The 16,871-nt window shown below is 67.8% G+C and carries 15 protein-coding genes; 8 read left to right on the top strand and 7 right to left on the bottom strand.

Going from position 1 to position 16,871, the window contains the following annotated elements:
* Window positions 1-39 precede the first annotated feature (39 nt).
* The 7 genes from lon (at window position 40) to cmoB (ending at window position 7,421) form a co-directional block, all read left to right on the top strand.
* Entirely contained in the window at window positions 40-2,439 is a 2,400-nt protein-coding gene (gene lon, locus VV867_RS04490) for an endopeptidase La (protein WP_328565713.1), read from the top strand.
* A gap of 587 nt (window positions 2,440-3,026) precedes the next feature.
* Entirely contained in the window at window positions 3,027-3,422 is a 396-nt protein-coding gene (locus tag VV867_RS04485) for a protease inhibitor I42 family protein (RefSeq protein WP_328565712.1), read from the top strand.
* A 97-nt stretch (window positions 3,423-3,519) separates the two neighbouring features.
* Window positions 3,520-4,182 carry a lysoplasmalogenase gene (locus VV867_RS04480; RefSeq protein ID WP_328565711.1) on the top strand — a complete coding sequence of 221 codons (663 nt, stop codon included), beginning with the start codon at window positions 3,520-3,522 and terminating at the stop codon, window positions 4,180-4,182.
* 7 nt (window positions 4,183-4,189) lie between these two features.
* Window positions 4,190-4,939, top strand: a complete 750-nt coding sequence (locus VV867_RS04475) for a substrate-binding periplasmic protein (protein WP_328565710.1) — start codon at window positions 4,190-4,192, stop codon at window positions 4,937-4,939.
* Between the two features lie 86 nt (window positions 4,940-5,025).
* Window positions 5,026-5,598 (top strand): hypothetical protein, encoded by a 573-nt coding sequence (locus VV867_RS04470; protein ID WP_089391478.1) that lies wholly within the window; start codon window positions 5,026-5,028, stop codon window positions 5,596-5,598.
* Window positions 5,599-5,715: 117 nt separating this feature from the next.
* Complete coding sequence (gene cmoA / locus VV867_RS04465) at window positions 5,716-6,456, top strand: carboxy-S-adenosyl-L-methionine synthase CmoA (protein WP_328565709.1); 741 nt, start codon at window positions 5,716-5,718, stop codon at window positions 6,454-6,456.
* Window positions 6,453-7,421 (top strand): tRNA 5-methoxyuridine(34)/uridine 5-oxyacetic acid(34) synthase CmoB, encoded by a 969-nt coding sequence (gene cmoB / locus VV867_RS04460; protein ID WP_328565708.1) that lies wholly within the window; start codon window positions 6,453-6,455, stop codon window positions 7,419-7,421. Before cmoA ends, cmoB begins: the two co-directional genes overlap by 4 nt.
* Window positions 7,422-7,786: 365 nt before the next feature.
* Here cmoB and pdxJ read toward each other — a convergent pair whose 3' ends face one another.
* From pdxJ to lepA, 7 genes are all read right to left on the bottom strand, one after another.
* The gene (gene pdxJ, locus VV867_RS04455; protein WP_328565707.1) at window positions 7,787-8,530 is read right to left on the bottom strand and encodes a pyridoxine 5'-phosphate synthase; all 744 of its coding nucleotides are present in this window, start codon (window positions 8,528-8,530) and stop codon (window positions 7,787-7,789) included.
* Window positions 8,523-9,227: a DNA repair protein RecO gene (gene recO, locus VV867_RS04450; RefSeq protein WP_109936862.1), complete on the bottom strand. Its 705-nt coding sequence runs from the start codon at window positions 9,225-9,227 to the stop codon at window positions 8,523-8,525. Before recO ends, pdxJ begins: the two co-directional genes overlap by 8 nt.
* A 52-nt stretch (window positions 9,228-9,279) precedes the next feature.
* Window positions 9,280-10,194, bottom strand: a complete 915-nt coding sequence (gene era / locus VV867_RS04445) for a GTPase Era (RefSeq protein ID WP_371921190.1) — start codon at window positions 10,192-10,194, stop codon at window positions 9,280-9,282.
* Window positions 10,181-10,870, bottom strand: a complete 690-nt coding sequence (gene rnc, locus VV867_RS04440; protein WP_009616452.1) for a ribonuclease III — start codon at window positions 10,868-10,870, stop codon at window positions 10,181-10,183. The genes era and rnc overlap by 14 nt, the downstream gene beginning before the upstream one ends.
* Entirely contained in the window at window positions 10,867-11,244 is a 378-nt protein-coding gene (locus VV867_RS04435; RefSeq protein WP_089391471.1) for a DUF4845 domain-containing protein, read from the bottom strand. Before VV867_RS04435 ends, rnc begins: the two co-directional genes overlap by 4 nt.
* Before the next feature lie 138 nt (window positions 11,245-11,382).
* Window positions 11,383-12,237, bottom strand: a complete 855-nt coding sequence (lepB, locus tag VV867_RS04430) for a signal peptidase I (RefSeq protein ID WP_109936863.1) — start codon at window positions 12,235-12,237, stop codon at window positions 11,383-11,385.
* A gap of 5 nt (window positions 12,238-12,242) precedes the next feature.
* Entirely contained in the window at window positions 12,243-14,042 is a 1,800-nt protein-coding gene (gene lepA / locus VV867_RS04425; RefSeq protein WP_109936864.1) for a translation elongation factor 4, read from the bottom strand.
* Window positions 14,043-14,359: 317 nt separating this feature from the next.
* Here lepA and VV867_RS04420 point away from each other — a divergent pair, with 317 nt between their 5' ends.
* On the top strand, window positions 14,360-16,849 hold the full coding sequence (locus VV867_RS04420) for a TonB-dependent receptor (RefSeq protein ID WP_328565706.1): 2,490 nt from the start codon (window positions 14,360-14,362) through the stop codon (window positions 16,847-16,849).
* The last annotated feature ends 22 nt before the right edge of the window (window positions 16,850-16,871 follow it).

The raw sequence follows: 16,871 nt of genomic DNA, 5'->3' as shown, positions 1-16,871 counted from the left end.
CCCCATCTAGACTGTCATGTTCAATCAGTCAGGTGCCTCATGAGCGACCACGACGAGATCCACGACATCCACAGCGCCGAGGAGGTCAGCACGACCAGCCTCGTGCTGCCCGGCCAGAAGCTGCCGACCACCGTCTACGTCATCCCGATCCACAACCGCCCGTTCTTCCCCGCGCAGGTGCTGCCGGTGATCGTCAACGAGGAACCCTGGGCGGAAACCCTGGAGCTGGTGGCCAAGACCGACCACCACTGCCTGGCGTTGTTCTTCATGGACAACCCGCCGGACGACCCGCGCCACTTCGACCCGGACAGCCTGCCCGAGCATGGCACCCTGGTGCGCGTGCACCACGCCAGCCGCGAGGGCGGCAAGCTGCAGTTCGTCGCCCAGGGCCTGTCGCGGGTGCGCATCCGCGGCTGGATCAAGCGCCACCGCCCGCCCTTCCTGGTCGAGGTGGACTACCCGCACACGCCCAGCGACGCCAGCGACGAGGTGAAGGCCTACGGCATGGCGCTGATCAACGCGATCAAGGAGCTGCTGCCGCTCAACCCGCTGTACAGCGAGGAGCTGAAGAACTACCTGAACCGCTTCAACCCCAACGATCCGTCGCCGCTCACCGACTTCGCCGCGGCCCTGACCACCGCGCCCGGCAACGAGCTGCAGGAGGTGCTGGACACGGTGCCGATGCTCAAGCGCATGGAGAAAGTCCTGCCGCTGCTGCGCAAGGAGGTCGAGGTCGCGCGCCTGCAGAAGGAGCTGTCGGCCGAGGTCAACCGCAAGATCGGCGAGCGCCAGCGCGAGTTCTTCCTCAAGGAGCAGCTCAAGACCATCCAGCAGGAGCTGGGCATCACCAAGGACGACAAGAGCGCCGACGCTGACGAGTTCCGCGCCCGCCTGGAGGGCAAGATCCTTCCCGAGCAGGCGCGCAAGCGCATCGACGAGGAGCTGAACAAGCTGTCGATCCTGGAGACCGGCTCGCCGGAATACGCGGTCACCCGCAACTACCTGGACTGGGCCACCTCGGTGCCCTGGGGCGTGCTGGGCAAGGACAAGCTCAGCCTGCCCCATGCGCGCAAGGTGCTGGACAAGCACCACGCGGGCCTCGAGGACGTCAAGGACCGCATCCTCGAGTTCCTCGCCGTGGGCGCCTTCAAGGGCGAGATCGCCGGCTCCATCGTACTGCTGGTGGGCCCGCCCGGGGTGGGCAAGACCAGCATCGGCAAGTCCATCGCCGAGAGCCTCGGCCGGCCGTTCTACCGCTTCAGCGTCGGCGGCATGCGCGACGAGGCGGAGATCAAGGGCCACCGCCGCACCTACATCGGCGCCCTGCCGGGCAAGCTGGTGCAGGCGCTGAAGGACGTCGAGGTGATGAACCCGGTGATCATGCTCGACGAGATCGACAAGCTCGGCGCCAGCTACCAGGGCGACCCGGCCTCGGCGCTGCTGGAAACCCTCGACCCGGAGCAAAACGTCGAGTTCCTCGACCACTACCTGGACCTGCGCCTGGACCTGTCCAAGGTGCTGTTCGTCTGCACGGCCAACACCCTGGACTCCATCCCCGGGCCGCTGCTCGACCGCATGGAGGTCATCCGCCTGTCCGGCTACATCGCCGAGGAGAAGCTGGCCATCGCCAAGCGCCACCTGTGGCCCAAGCAACTGGAAAAGGCCGGGGTGCCGAAGGAGCGCCTGTCGATCAACGACGCTGCCCTGCGCGCGGTGATCGAGGGCTACGCCCGCGAGGCCGGGGTGCGGCAGCTGGAGAAACAGCTCGGCAAGCTGGTGCGCAAGGCCGTGGTCAAGCTGCTGGAAGACCCCGAGGCCAGGCTGAGGATCGGCGCCAAGGACCTGGAGGAATACCTCGGCATGCCGGTGTTCCGCACCGAGCTGCTGCTTTCCGGCGTCGGCGTCATCACCGGCCTGGCCTGGACCAGCATGGGCGGCGCCACCCTGCCCATCGAGGCGACGCGCATCCACACGCTGAACCGCGGCTTCAAACTCACCGGGCAACTGGGTGACGTGATGAAGGAATCGGCGGAAATCGCCTACAGCTACATCACCGCCAACCTGAAGAAGTACGGCGGCGACGCCAATTTCTTCGACCAGGCCTTCGTCCACCTGCACGTGCCCGAGGGCGCCACGCCCAAGGACGGCCCCAGCGCCGGCGTCACCATGGCCAGCGCCCTGCTGTCCCTGGCGCGCAACCAGGCGCCGAAGAAGGGCGTGGCCATGACCGGCGAGCTGACCCTCACCGGCCAGGTGCTGCCCATCGGCGGCGTGCGCGAGAAGGTGATCGCGGCGCGCCGGCAGAAGATCCACGAGCTGATCCTGCCGGAAGCCAACCGCGGCGACTTCGAGGAACTGCCGGACTACCTCAAGGAAGGCCTGACGGTGCACTTCGCCAGGCGCTACAGCGACGTGGCCAAGGTGCTGTTCCCGGCCTGAGGCCGCTGCCCCCGTAGGGCGCATAACGCCTACGGCGTTATCCGCCGTTGGCCGTGCCACCGGGGTGTCCGGCGTGGCCGGTGAATCCAATCGCGGACGGAGTCCGCTCCTACGACCGTGCTTCCCTGGAACTGTAGGAGCGGACCTTGTCCGCGATGGCTGGACGATCCGGCGCGATTCGCGGATGAGATCCGCTCCTACGCCGCAGGCCGGCACGGCTTCTCGTAGGAGCGAGCTTGCTCGCGAACAGACTCCGCTGCGGGGCATCAGGTTCGCGAGCAAGCTCGCTCCTACAAAGAGCATCTCGGCGATTCCCCTCTACCACCCACGCCATTCCCACTGTAGGAGCGCGCCCTGCGCGCGATTTCGCGGGCAGGGCCCGCTCCTACAGGTTGCCCCGAGGCACGGCATTCCTACCCGTAGGAGCGGACCTTGTCCGCGATAGCCGGACGATCCGGCGTGATTCGCGGATGAGATCCGCTCCTACGAAGAGCCCCCACCCACGCCGTTCCTTGGGGATGCATGGCCCCACCGCAGCGGACCTTTGCGATATCCTCCCGGCTGTCCGGACCGTCCGAGGAGTCGTCATGCCGTCGCCCCGCCCCCTGCTCGCCCTGCCCCTGCTGTTGCTCGCCGCCTGCGCCAGCCGGCCCGACCCCGTGGTCAGCCTGGAAAACGACAAGGCCTGCAAGCCCCTGGAACTGCACCAGGGCCAGGAACTGGTGCTGATGCTGCCGAGCAACCCCACCACCGGCTTCCGCTGGGAAGTGCGCAACCCCGCCGGCCGGGTGCTGGCCAGCCTGGGCCCGGAGGTCTACAACAACCCCGAGGACAGCGGCCTGGTCGGCAGCGCCGGCGAGTCCACCTGGCGCTTCCGCGTCACCGCCAGCGGCGAGGACCACCTGCAACTGGCCTACCGCCGCCCCTGGGAGGCCGACGTCGCCCCCGAGCGCACCTTCGACTGCGCGCTCAAGGTCCTCTGAGCGCGGCGCCAAATACCACCCGAACTGACGTCCGTGGCCTGGGGCCGCGGCGACGGCTGCGGCACAGTCGGCGCATCTTCCCGCGGAGAATCGACAGATGCGCTGGCTCTTGCCCCTGGCCGTCCTCGGCGGCCTCGCCTGCCTGCTGGGCATTGCCCTCGACCTGCCCTGGCTGCGCATGCTGTGCAAGCCGCTGCCGATCATCGCTCTGCTGGGCTGGGTCGGCGCCTCGCCGGCAACGCCCTACCGCCGCTGGATCGCCCTTGGCCTGGCGCTGTCGCTGCTCGGCGACGTGCTGCTGGAATGGCCGCTCGATGCCTTCGTTCCCGGCCTGTGCGCCTTCCTCCTCGGGCACCTGGCCTACCTCGCCGCCTACCTGGGCGAGACGCGGCGCCCGGCACTGCTGGCCCTGGCCTGCGCCGCGGTGCTCGGCGGCGGGCTGTTCCTGCTGCTCGACCGGCAGGGCCTGGGACCGCTGCGCCTGCCCATCGCGCTGTACAGCCTGGTGATCGCCAGCATGCTCTGGCGTGCCCTGGCCCGCCTGCCGCAGGCCTCACCCAGTGCACGCCTGGCCGCCGTCGGCGCCCTGCTGTTCGTGGTCTCCGACGGCATGATCGGCATCAACCGCTTCGTCTCGCCCTTCGCCGGCGCCGGCTACGCCATCATGCTCTGCTATTGGCTCGGCCAGTGGGGCATCGCCGCCTCGGTTAGTGCGCGCCGTACGCCTCTGCCATACTCCCAGGCGAACCCCGCCGCCTGAGAACGACATGCTGCGCTCCACCCTCACCGCCCTGTGCTGCGCGGCCGCCCTGGGCGCCACCGCCGAGCCGCTGCGCCTGGGCGGCGACGACTGGTGCCCCTACCTGTGCCCGCAGACGCCGGAGCAACCCGGCTACCTGCTCGAAGGCCTGGGCCAGGCCCTGCCCGAGCCGCCGCAATTCGAGAACCTGCCCTGGTCGCGGGCCCTGCAGATGGCCCGCGAAGGCTTGATCGACGGGGTGATCGGCGCCTACGCCGAGGAAAGCCAGGGGCTGCTGATCGGCCGCGAGCCCATCGCCTGGGCGGACATGCACCTCTACACCCGCGCCGACAGCGACTGGCACTACCGCGGCCCGGCCTCCCTGGACGGGCTCGCCGTCGGCCTGGTACAGGGCTATTCCTATGGCGAGCAACTGGACGCCTGGCGCGACCGCAACCTGCACGACCATGAGCGGGTGCAGGTCCTCAGCGGCGAGCGCGTGCTCGAACGCAACCTGCAGAAGCTGCTGCTGGGCCGCGTCGACGTGGTGGTCGAGGACCGCCGCATCGTCGACCGCTACCTCAGGCGCCAGGGCCTCGACGGGCAGGTCCGCAGCGCAGGGGAACTGCCCAGCCCGCGGCCGATGTACGTCGCCCTGAGCCCGCACCTGAAGGACGCCGACGCACGCCTGGCGCAGCTCGACGAGGGCCTGCGCCAGCTTCGCGAAGACGACGCCTGGGCACCGCTGATGCGCGAATACCTGGTCACTGTCGACTGACATATTCGCCCTGTAGAAAAGTCCGGCAGGCACAGCCGCCATCGTCTATAGATCAAGTACCAGGGAGTATCGAATGGAGAGGTTTCATGCGTGCTGAAGTCCGTTTGCTGGGGATGCTTGGAACCTGTGCGATGCTTTCCGCCTGCGGCAGCCTGCTGCCCAGCGAACGCGCCGAGGTGCAGTCTCCCTTCATCGACTACCAGGACGCCGAGCACCGCTACGAACAGGTGGTGCCGGGCAGGACCACGCGCTCGCAACTGCTCAGCCTGGGCTTCGACCCGCTGACCCAGGGCAACGCCAAGATGCTCTCGTTCATCGACGTGCGCCTGCTCTTCGTGCAGCCGAACATCCCCATCGACTACCTGCCCGACGGCCTGGTGACCTGCCTGCAGGCCAAGGACCGCTGCATCGGCTACTCCTTCGACTTCAACAAGACCGACAGCCAGCGCATCGGCAGCTTCTGGGCCGACATGTTCAACTTCCGCAAGCGCCGCCAGGTCCAGGGCTGGTCGTTCCGCCCGGTGTTCGTGCTGATCGACGACGTGGTGGTGCACAAGGTCAGCAACGGCGAGCCGAACATCCGCCGCGTGGAAGACAAGAAGAACCCCCTGGGCCCGCTGCAGGGCGCCGGCGAATACTTCTCCGACAAGCTCAAGTGAAGCGCCGGGCTCGTCGCCCGGAGGTTGGGGCGCCGCGCCCCGCTCGGCTACAATGCGCACCCCGGCGCCTCAGGCAGGCGCCGGCCGTCCGCACCACCCGTACCGAGGCCCCACCGCGTGAGCGAGTCTGACCGCATCTTCGCCCAACCCCTGGAACACGTCGCCGATTTCACCTTCAACGAGGACGTGGCGCGCGTCTTCCCGGACATGATCAAGCGCTCGGTGCCGGGCTACCCGACCATCGTCGAGAACATCGGCGTGCTCGGCGCCCGCTTCGCCCAGCCGCACAGTCTGATCTACGACCTGGGCTGCTCGCTGGGCGCGGTGACCCAGGCGTTGCGCCGCCACGTCAGGGCCGACGGCTGCCGGGTGCTGGGGGTGGACAACTCCGCCGCCATGCTGGCGCGCTGCCGCGAATACCTCAGCGCCCAGGACGCCATGTACCAGGAACTGCTGCCGGCGGACCTGCTGGAAGCGGACATCCTGCGCCAGGACTTGCAGCCCTGCTCGCTGGTGGCCATGAACTTCACCCTGCAGTTCATCGAGCCCGGCAGGCGCCTGGAGCTGCTGCAGCGCATCCGCCAGGCCCTGTTGCCCGGCGGCGCGCTGATCCTCTCGGAGAAGCTGCGCTTCAGCGATGCCGCCGAGCAGGAACTGCTGAACGAACTGCACCTGGACTTCAAGCGCGCCAACGGCTACAGCGAACTGGAAATCGCCCAGAAACGCACCGCCATCGAGAACGTGATGCGCCCGGACACCCTGGAAGAGCACCGCGAACGCCTGGCCCGGGCCGGCTTCTCCAAGGTGGTGCCGTGGTTCCAGTGCCTGAACTTCACCTCGCTGGTCGCCCTGCCATGATCGAACGCTTCGCCCTCGACGGCCTGTGCCGGGAACTGGCCGGCACGCCCCTGCAAGCCTGGAGCGAATCCCTCGCCGCGCAGCTCGCGGCCAAGGTGGAGGACGGCCACGGCGACCTGGAGCGCTGGCTGGCCGCCGTCGACCAGTTGCCCGGACTGCGCGCCGAAAGCGTCGAGCTGGCCAGCCGTTTCGCCCTGGAAGGCCCCTGCGACGACGCCACCCGCGCCGCGCTGAAGACCGCCCTGCAAGGGCTGATCCCCTGGCGCAAGGGCCCCTTCGACGTGTTCGGCGTGCACATCGATACCGAGTGGCGTTCGGACTGGAAATGGGAGCGCGTCTCGCCGCACCTGGACCTGGCCGGCAAGCGCATCCTCGACGTCGGCTGCGGCAACGGCTACTACCAGTGGCGCATGCTCGGCGCCGGCGCCCGCAGCGTGGTGGGGGTGGACCCGAACTGGCTGTTCTTCTGCCAGTTCCTGGCCATGCGCCGCTACCTGGCGGACCTGCCGGCCTGGCACCTGCCGCTCACCCTGGAGGAGCTGCCGGAGAAGCTGGAAGGCTTCGACACGGTGTTCTCCATGGGCGTGCTCTACCACCGCCGCTCGCCCATCGACCACCTCTTCGCGCTCAAGGACTGCCTGCGCCGCGGCGGCGAGCTGGTGCTGGAAACCCTGGTGGTGGAAGGCGACGTCACCACCGTGCTGGTGCCGGAGGACCGCTACGCGCAGATGCGCAACGTCTGGTTCCTGCCCTCGGTGGCAGCCCTGGAGCTGTGGCTGCGCCGCGCCGGCTTCACCGACGTGCGCTGCGTCGACCAGAGCCGCACCACGGTGGAGGAACAGCGCTCCACCCAGTGGATGCGCTACCAGTCGCTGCCGGAATTCCTCGACCCGCACGACCCCACCCGCACCATCGAAGGCCTGCCGGCGCCGCTGCGCGCCACCCTGGTGGCGCGCAAGCCCTAGGCCTGCGCACGCGCCCTGCGCGCGATTCGCGGCCAGGGGGAATGCCGTGGGTGGGGTTGTGTAGGAGCGGATCTCATCCGCGAATCGCGCCGGGACGTCCGGCTATCGCGGACAAGGTCCGCTCCTACGGTACGGGCAGGCCCGGCTTCTCGTAGGAGCGAGCTTGCTCGCGAATAAGCCCCGCAGCGGAGTCTGTTCGCGAGCAAGCTCGCTCCTACGAAGAGCGCCCCGGCGCAGCCGGCAAGACAATTGCTCCCACGACTGGGTCGTCCCAGGAAACGTAGGGCGTATAACCGTTCGCGGTTATACGCCGATACACCGCGGCCTTCACCAACGCCGAGGCCACGCCCGGAACCACCTTATGCTCAGCGCTTGGCAGCCGCCACGATCAGCGCCTTCATTTCCGCCACCGCCGCCTTGAAGCCGACGAAGAGCGCGTGGGCCACCAGGGCGTGGCCGATGTTCAGTTCGTTGATCCCGCGGATCGCCGCCACGGGCTCGACGTTGTGGTAGTGCAGGCCGTGGCCGGCGTTGACGATCAGGCCGTGGGACAGGCCGGCCTCCACGCCGTCGCGGATGCGCGCCAGTTCCAGCGCGGTTTCCGCCACGCCGTGGGCGTCGGCGTAGCGCCCGGTGTGCAGTTCGATGGCCGGGGCGCCGACGCGGGCGGAGGCCTCGATCTGCCGCGGGTCGGCGTCGATGAACAGCGACACCTCGCAGCCGGCGGCGGCCAGGCGCTGCACCGCGGCGTGGATGCGCGCTTCCTGGCCGGCCACGTCCAGGCCACCCTCGGTGGTCAGTTCCTGGCGGGTTTCCGGGACCAGGCAGACGTGGGCCGGGCGGATCGCCTCGGCGAAGGCCAGCATTTCCTCGGTCACGCCCATCTCGAAGTTCATGCGCGTCTGCAGCACCTCGGCGAGCACGCGCACGTCGCGGTCCTGGATGTGCCGGCGGTCCTCGCGCAGGTGCACGGTGATGCCGTCGGCGCCGGCTTCCTCGGCGTCCAGCGCAGCCTTGACCGGGTCCGGGTAGCGGGTGCCGCGGGCCTGGCGCAGGGTGGCGACGTGGTCGATGTTGACGCCGAGGAGGATGCGGTTGGCTTCAGTCACGGGGAGGTTCCTTGCGATTCATGAAGAGTTCGCGGCTGACCAGCGGTCGGCCGCCGAGATGCGGCGCCAGGGCCTGGCGCATCAGGCGCTTGGCCGCGGCCAGGGCGCCGGGGGCGCTCCAGTCGGCCTCGGCCATGGCCAGCAGGTCGGCGCCATGGAACAGGCCCGGCTGGAAGCCGCCCACCGGTTCCAGGCCGGCATCGGGCAGCAGGCGGTACAGGCCGCCGGGGACGATATCTTGTCCGACAATATCGCGATCGAGGGCGAAACCATAGCCCAGCTCGTCCAGCAGCCGCCATTCGAAGGCGCGTAGCAAGGGCTCCAGCGGGCGCCCGGCGGCAAGCAGCGGCAGGGTCGCGCGGTAGTGCTCGAACAGCGGCGGATGCGGCACCTCCGCTGGCAGCAGACGGATCAGCAATTCGTTGAGGTAGAGGCCGCTGAACAGCGCGTCGCTGGCCAGCAGGTTGGGGATGCCGGCGGCTTCCAGGCGGCTGACGTTCTTCAGCTCGCCGCGGCCGCGGAACTCCGCCTCCAGCGGCACGAAGGGCCGCGCCAGGGCCCCGGACTTGCCGCGCGCGCCGCGCAGCACGGCGCGCAGGCGGCCTTCGGGGGTGAAGAAGTCCACCAGCGCGCTGGTTTCCTTGTACGGGCGGCTGTGCAGGATGAAGGTCGGCAGGGGGACGCTGACGAGGCTCATGCGCGGGTGCGGCCTTCAGGCGGCCCGCCTCAGCGGGCCGCGTGGGTGGGTGTCAGAGGTCGCCGTAGCCGAGCGAGCGCAGGGCGCGTTCGTCGTCGGACCAGCCGCCCTTCACCTTGACCCAGAGGTTGAGCATGACCTTGGAGTCGAACAGCACCTCCATGTCCTTGCGCGCGCTCTGGCCGATGCTTTTGATGCGCTCGCCCTTGTCGCCGATGATGATCTTCTTCTGCCCTTCGCGTTCCACCAGGATCAGCGCGTGGATGTGCAGCACGCGGCCTTCCTGCTTGAACTCCTCGATCTCCACGGTGATCTGGTAGGGCAGCTCGGCGCCGAGCTGGCGCATGATCTTCTCGCGCACCAGTTCGGCGGCGAGGAAGCGGCTGCTGCGGTCGGTGATCTGGTCTTCCGGGAAGAAGTGCTCGCTTTCCGGCAGGCGCTCGGCCACCAGTTGCTCCAGCACGTCGAGGTTCTGCCCATGCTGGGCGGAGATCGGCACCACTTCGGCCTTGGGCAGCAATCCGGTGAGCCATTGCAGGTGCGGCAGCAGCTCGGCCTTGTCTTCCAGGCGGTCGACCTTGTTCACCGCGATCAGCACCGGGCAGCTGACGTGCTGCACGCGGTCCAGGACCATCTGGTCCTCGTCGGTCCAGCGCAGGCGGTCGACCACGAAGATCACCACGTCCACGTCCTTCAGCGCGGCGCTGGCGGAGCGGTTCATATAGCGGTTCAGCGCCTTGTCGTTGTCCTTGTGCAGGCCGGGGGTGTCGACGTACACCGCCTGCACCGCGCCTTCGGTCTTGATGCCGAGCAGGGTGTGGCGGGTGGTCTGCGGCTTGCGCGAGGTGATGGCCAGCTTCTGCCCGAGGATGTGGTTGAGCAGCGTCGACTTGCCCACGTTGGGGCGGCCGACGATGGCGACGTAGCCGCAGCGGCTGGTGTCGTCGAGTTGTTCAGTCATGGCCATTCTCCACGCCCAGGGCCACCAGCGCGGCGGCGGCGGCCACCTGCTCGGCGATGCGGCGGCTGCCGCCGTGCCCATGGGTCTTGTCGTTCAGCAGGGCCACTTCGCACTCGACGAAGAAGGTCCGGCAATGCGGTTCGCCCTGGATGTCCACCACGTCGTAGCGCGGCAGCTCGCAGGCGCGCGACTGCAGGAATTCCTGCAGGCGCGTCTTGGGGTCCTTGTTGGTGTCCACCGGGGTCAGCTCGCGCAGTTGCGGGCCGAGCCAGGCGAGGATGCGCTCGCGCGCGGAGTCCATCCCGGTGTCCAGGTAGATGGCGCCGATCAGCGCTTCCATGGCGTCGGCGAGGATCGACTCGCGGCGGAAACCGCCGCTCTTGAGCTCACCCGAGCCCAGGCGCAGGTAGTCGCCCAGTTCGAAGCCACGGGCCAGCAGGGCCAGGGTCTCGCCCTTGACCAGCCGTGCGCGCAGGCGCGACAGCTGGCCTTCGCGGGCCTGCGGGAAGTGGCTGAACAGGGCTTCGCCGATGACGAAGTTGAGGATGGCGTCACCGAGGAACTCCAGGCGCTCGTTGTTGCGCCCGGCGAAGCTGCGATGGGTCAGGGCCAGGACCATCAGGTCCTGGTCCTTGAAGGTGTAGCCGAGCTTGCGCTCGAGTCGATCCAGGGTATTGCTCACGGCGTTCTTACACGGAATTCTTTGTCGAAGTGGACCACCAGGTCGAGGTTCTCGATCAGCGGCTCGCGTTTTTCATACTTCAGGTGCGCGCGGAACTCGTTGTTGTCCTGTTCCACGGTCAGCGCATCCTGCAGCTTCAGGTCGCGGATGTTGTTGATGGTCAGCGCCTTGTCCACGTAAGAGTAGAACTCCGGGACGCTGCGCACATCCGCCGCCTTGTCGGTTTCCACCGCCTTGATGGCCTTCTCGATGGCGTAGTAGTCGAGGTAGTGCGGAATGATCTTGAACGCGGTACTGGCCAGGAAGGCCACAATGGCCAGCACTACCAGCCAACCCAGCAACGACATCCCCTTCTGCGAACCTGCGTACTTCATGCTGACCTCATGTCGGTATGGTTCTCATCCCCCGCCACCGGCGGTTCCAAGTGCAAGCGGGGCGGACCCGCTCCCCGCGCGCCGCCCCGCCCTTCGTTCTAGCACCGACCGGCGGCCGGCGCTCGACGCAGCTCACATTCAGTGAATCACGCCGACCCGCGAGAAGTTCGGCAGGTTGCGCAGTTTCGGGTCCGGCCAGCTCATCCACACGGCGAAGGCCTTGCCGACGATGTTGCGGTCCGGAACCATGCCCAGCAGCTCCTTCGGGATCTTCGGATCGTTCCAGTAGCGGCTGTCGTTGGAGTTGTCGCGGTTGTCGCCCATCATGAAGTAGTGCTCGGCCGGGACCGTCCACTCCTTGCCGGGCTCCACGCGGTAGCGCGTCATTTCCTTGCGGATCAGGTGCTCGGCCTCGCCCAGCTTCTCCTTGTACAGGGTCACGCTGCCCAGGCTGCCCGGCTCCTCGCCGACCAGTTGCTCGGCCACCAGCTGGTCGTTGACGTACAGGCGCTTGTCGCTGGTGTAGCGCACGCGGTCACCCGGCACGCCGACCACGCGCTTGATGTAGTTGATGTTCGGGTCGCTGGGGTAGCGGAACACCATCACGTCGCCGCGCTGCGGGTCGCCGACCGGGATCACCTTGGCGTCCAGCACCGGCAGGCGGATGCCGTAGGCGAACTTGTTGACCAGGATGAAGTCGCCGACCTCGAGGGTGGGCTTCATCGAGCCGGAGGGGATCTGGAACGGCTCGACCAGGAAGGAACGCAGCACCAGCACGATGAACAGTACCGGGAAGAAGGACTTGCCGTACTCGATCAGCACGGGTTCCTTGTTCAGCTTGTCCAGCACCTCCGGATCGGGCTCGGCGACCGAGCCCTGGTAGGCGGAGATGGCGGCCCGGCGGCGCGGCGCGAAGAGCACCAGGTCGACCAGGGCCAGGGCGCCGCACAGGGCGACGGCTATCACCAGCAACAGCGGGAAATTCAGCGTCATAGAATCTAACTGTCCACTTTGAGCACGGCGAGGAAGGCTTCCTGGGGAATCTCCACGCTACCGACCTGCTTCATCCTTTTCTTACCGGCCTTCTGCTTCTCCAGCAGCTTGCGCTTACGGCTCACATCACCGCCATAGCACTTGGCCAGCACGTTCTTCCTGAGCGCCTTGACCGTCGAGCGGGCGATGATCTGCCCGCCGATGGCCGCCTGAATCGCGACGTCGAACATCTGACGCGGGATCAGTTCCTTCATCTTCTCCACCAACTGGCGCCCCTTGTAGGGGGCGTTGTCGCGGTGGACGATCAGGGCGAGGGCGTCCACCTTCTCGCCGTTGATCAGCACGTCGAGGCGGACCAGGTTGGCCGGCTCGAAGCGGTCGAAGCTATAGTCCAGCGAGGCGTAGCCGCGGCTGGTGGACTTCAGACGGTCGAAGAAGTCCAGCACCACCTCGTTCATCGGCATGTCGTAGATCACCTGGACCTGGCCGCTGAGGAAGTGCATGTCGCGCTGCACACCGCGTTTCTCGATGCACAGGGTGATGACGTTGCCCAGGTGCTCCTGGGGCACAAGGATGGTCGCCCGGCAGATCGGCTCGCGCATCTCGTCGATGGACGAAAGGTCGGGAAGCTTGGACGGGTTGTCGACGTAGAGGATCTCGCCGTTCTTCTGCACGATCTCGAAGATCACCGTCGGCGCCGTGGTGATCAGGTCCAGGTCGTATTCGCGCTCCAGGCGCTCCTGGATGATCTCCATGTGCAGCATGCCGAGGAAGCCGATGCGGAAGCCGAAGCCCAGGGCCTCGGAGCTTTCCGGCTCGTACTGCAGGGCGGCGTCGTTCAGGGTCAGCTTCTGCAGCGCTTCGCGGAAGTCCTCGAAGTCGTCGGAGCTGACCGGGAACAGGCCGGCGTAGACCTGCGGCTTGATGCGCTTGAAGCCCGGCAGCACGTCCACGTCGGGGGTGTTGCTGAGGGTCAGGGTGTCACCCACGGGGGCGCCGTGGATGTCCTTGATGCCGGCGATGATGAAGCCCACTTCGCCGGCCTTGAGGTCGGGCATCTCGGTGTGTTTCGGGGTGAATACACCGACGCTGTCCACCTGGTGCAGCTTGCCGGTGGACTTCACCAGGATCTTGTCGCCCTTCTTCACCCGGCCGTGCTTGACGCGCACCAGCGAGACCACGCCCAGGTAGTTGTCGAACCAGGAGTCGATGATCAGCGCCTGCAGCGGCGCGTCGATCTCGCCCTCGGGGGCCGGGATGGTCGTCACCAGGCGCTCGAGCACCTCGTCCACGCCCATGCCGCTCTTGGCCGAGCAGGCCACGGCGTCGGTGGCATCGATGCCGATGATGCTCTCGATCTCGTCCTTCACGCGGTCCGGGTCGGCCTGCGGCAGGTCCATCTTGTTCAGCACGGGCATGACTTCCAGGCCCTGCTCGATGGCGGTGTAGCAGTTGGCCACCGACTGCGCCTCGACGCCCTGGCCGGCGTCCACCACCAGCAGCGCGCCCTCGCAGGCGGCCAGGGAACGGCTGACCTCGTAGGTGAAGTCGACGTGGCCGGGGGTGTCGATGAAGTTCAGCTGGTAGGTCTTACCGTCCTGCGCCTTGTAGTGCAGGGTGACGCTGTGGGCCTTGATGGTGATGCCGCGCTCGCGCTCCAGGTCCATGGAATCCAGGACCTGAGCCTCCATCTCGCGGTCGGAAAGACCACCGCACATCTGGATGAAGCGGTCGGCCAGGGTCGACTTGCCATGGTCGATGTGGGCGATGATGGAGAAATTGCGGATATGACTCAGGTCACTCACGGCTTGACACACTCGGAAGGCTGAAGGCGGCGATCCGCCGAAAAATAGCCGGGGAGTTTACCTGAATCCGCCGCCACGCGTCACCCTGCGACGCAGCGCAGCCGACGCCCAGTGGCCGCCATCCAGTACGTTGGTACGAGCCGTCCGCCTCCAACGTAGGATTTTCCCACCCCGCCCACGGCCCTAGTGTCCTTCGTGCAGCCGCACGCCGACCAAGGCCACCCTCCCCACCGAGCGATTCCGCACCTGGCCCAGGCGCGGCGGAGCGATTCGGCCGCGCCGCCCCACAACGCCAACAAGAACCAGGAAGCACCGCCATGCCCAGACGCCACCCCTTCGGCCCGAGCGCCCTCGCCCTGCTCGTGGCCCATGCCGCCGGCCTCGCCCTGCCCGCCCGGGCCGCGGACGGCACCGAGCCCCTGTCGCTGGGGCAGACCGAGGTGATCAGCAGCCTGCCGCTGCCCTCCCAGGGCGTTTCCCGCGACCAGATCGCCGCGCCGGTACAGACCTTCACCGGCGCGGACCTGCAGAAGAGCCAGGCGCTGGACCTGGCCGACTACCTCAAGCGGCGGAGCGCCGGGGTCTACGTCAACGAGATCCAGAACAACCCGCTGCAGCCGGACATCAACTACCGCGGCTTCACCGCCTCGCCGCTGCTCGGCACGCCCCAGGGGCTGTCGCTGTACCTCGATGGCGTGCGCATGAACCAGCCCTTCGGCGACGTCGTCAGCTGGGACCTGATCCCCGACAACGCCATCGCCAGCGCCCAGCTGATGCCCGGCAGCAACCCGCTGTTCGGCCTGAACACCCTGGGCGGCGCGCTCGCGGTGCAGACCAAGAACGGCCGCGACAACCCCGGCGGCGCCGTCCAGGCCACCCTGGGCTCCTACGGGCGCAAGATCGGCGAAGCCGAGTACGGCGGCAGCGAAGGGCAATGGGACTGGTTCTTCGCCGCCACCCACTTCGAGGAGGATGGCTGGCGCGAGCATTCCGACTCCGACGCGCAGAACCTCTTCGGCAAGCTCGGCTGGCAGGGCGAGGCCACCGACCTGAAGCTGACCTACAGCTTCGCCGACACCGACCTCAACGGTAACGGCATGGTGCCCGAGAGCTTCCTACGCCGCGACCGCGACAGCGTGTACACCTACCCGGACAACACGCAGAACACCGCCAGCTTCCTCAACCTGCAGTGGAACCACGACTACAGCGACGACCTGAGCGCCTCCGGCAACCTCTACTACCGCCATATCGATACCGACACCTTCAACGGCGACATCAACGACGAGTCCCTGCCCGAGGGCATCGGCGAGCCCGGCCAGAACATCCTGCCGGCGGCCGGCGGCTACACCACCGCGGCGAACCTGGCGGCCTGCGTCGCGCAGTTCGAGCCGGGCGGCGAACCCGGCGAGAAATGCACCGGGATGATCAACCGCACCCGCACCACGCAGAGCAACATCGGCCTGTTCGAGCAGTTCTCGCTGCGCAACCGGCTGTTCGGCAAGGACAACCTGCTGTCCCTGGGCGGCGGCTTCGACTACAGCCAGGTACGCTTCCGGCAGTCGGCCGAATACGGCGCGCTCACCGCCGACCGCGGCATCGTCGGCACGGGCATGTACGCCGAGGCCGGCAACGCCTTCAACCTGGACGGCGAGCTGGACGACCGGGCCGCGCGCCTGAAGGGCAACACCCGCACCTGGAGCCTCTACGGCAGCGACACCCTGAGCCTGGCCCCGACGCTCGACCTCACGCTGTCCGGGCGCTACAACGCCATCTCGGTGCGCAACCACGACCAGCTCTCCCACTACGAACTCGATGGCGACGCCCTGGGCGACAGCGTCGACGAGAACGCCTCGCTCAGCGGCAAGCACAGCTTCAACCGCTTCAACCCGGCCGTCGGCCTGACCTTCCACCCGACCCGCAGCCTGACCGCCTATGCCGGCTACAGCGAAGGCAGCCGGGCCCCGACCACCATCGAGCTGGGCTGCGCCAACCCGGAATCGCCCTGCCGCCTGCCCAACTCCATGGCCGGCGATCCACCGCTGGAACAGGTGGTGACGCGGACCTGGGAAGCCGGCCTGCGCGGCCTGATCGGCGACAACGTGCAATGGAACGCCGGGCTGTTCAGCGCGCGCAACAGCAACGACATCATGTTCGTGTCCTCCAGCACCAGCGGCAGCGGCTACTTCGCGAACTTCGGCGAAACCCGCCGGCGCGGCATCGAAACCGGTATCTCCGGGAGCTGGGGCGACTGGGCGCTGGCCGCCAACTACACCTTCGTCGACGCCACCTACCGCTCGGGCGAGACCTTCCTGGGCGAGGCCAACAGCAGCGCGGACGACGGCAACATCAGCGTGAAGTCCGGCGACCGCATTCCGCTGGTGCCGCGCAACATCCTCAAGCTGTCGGCCGACTACGCGGTGACCGAGCGCCTGAGCATCGGCGCCGACGCCATCAGCGTCTCCGGCTCCTACGTGCGCGGCAACGAGAACAACGACCATCAGAGCGGCGGCCTGTACCAGGGCGGTGGCGAGATCGGCGGCTACACCGTGTTCAACCTCAACGGCGCCTACCAGCTCACCCCGGCCTGGCGCATCTTCGCCCAGGTCGACAACCTGTTCGACCGCGAGTACGCCACCGCCGGCATGCTCGGCGCCAACCCGTTCGACGCCAATGGCGTGATGCGCACTGACGGCGCCGCCGGCAACGGCACGGTCAACGGCAGGCGCAGCAACTCCGTGGGTGAAACCTTCGTCGCCCCGGGGGCGCCGCGCACCGCCTGGCTGGGCGTGCGCTGGGCGTTCCTCTGAGCCGCGCTGAATGCACCCAAGA

Source organism: Pseudomonas sp. JH-2 (assembly GCF_036231725.1).
In the GTDB taxonomy this organism is placed as follows: domain Bacteria; phylum Pseudomonadota; class Gammaproteobacteria; order Pseudomonadales; family Pseudomonadaceae; genus Pseudomonas; species Pseudomonas delhiensis.
The sequence above is the reverse complement of the archived record's forward strand: the minus strand, read 5'-3'. Positions and strand labels throughout refer to the sequence as shown.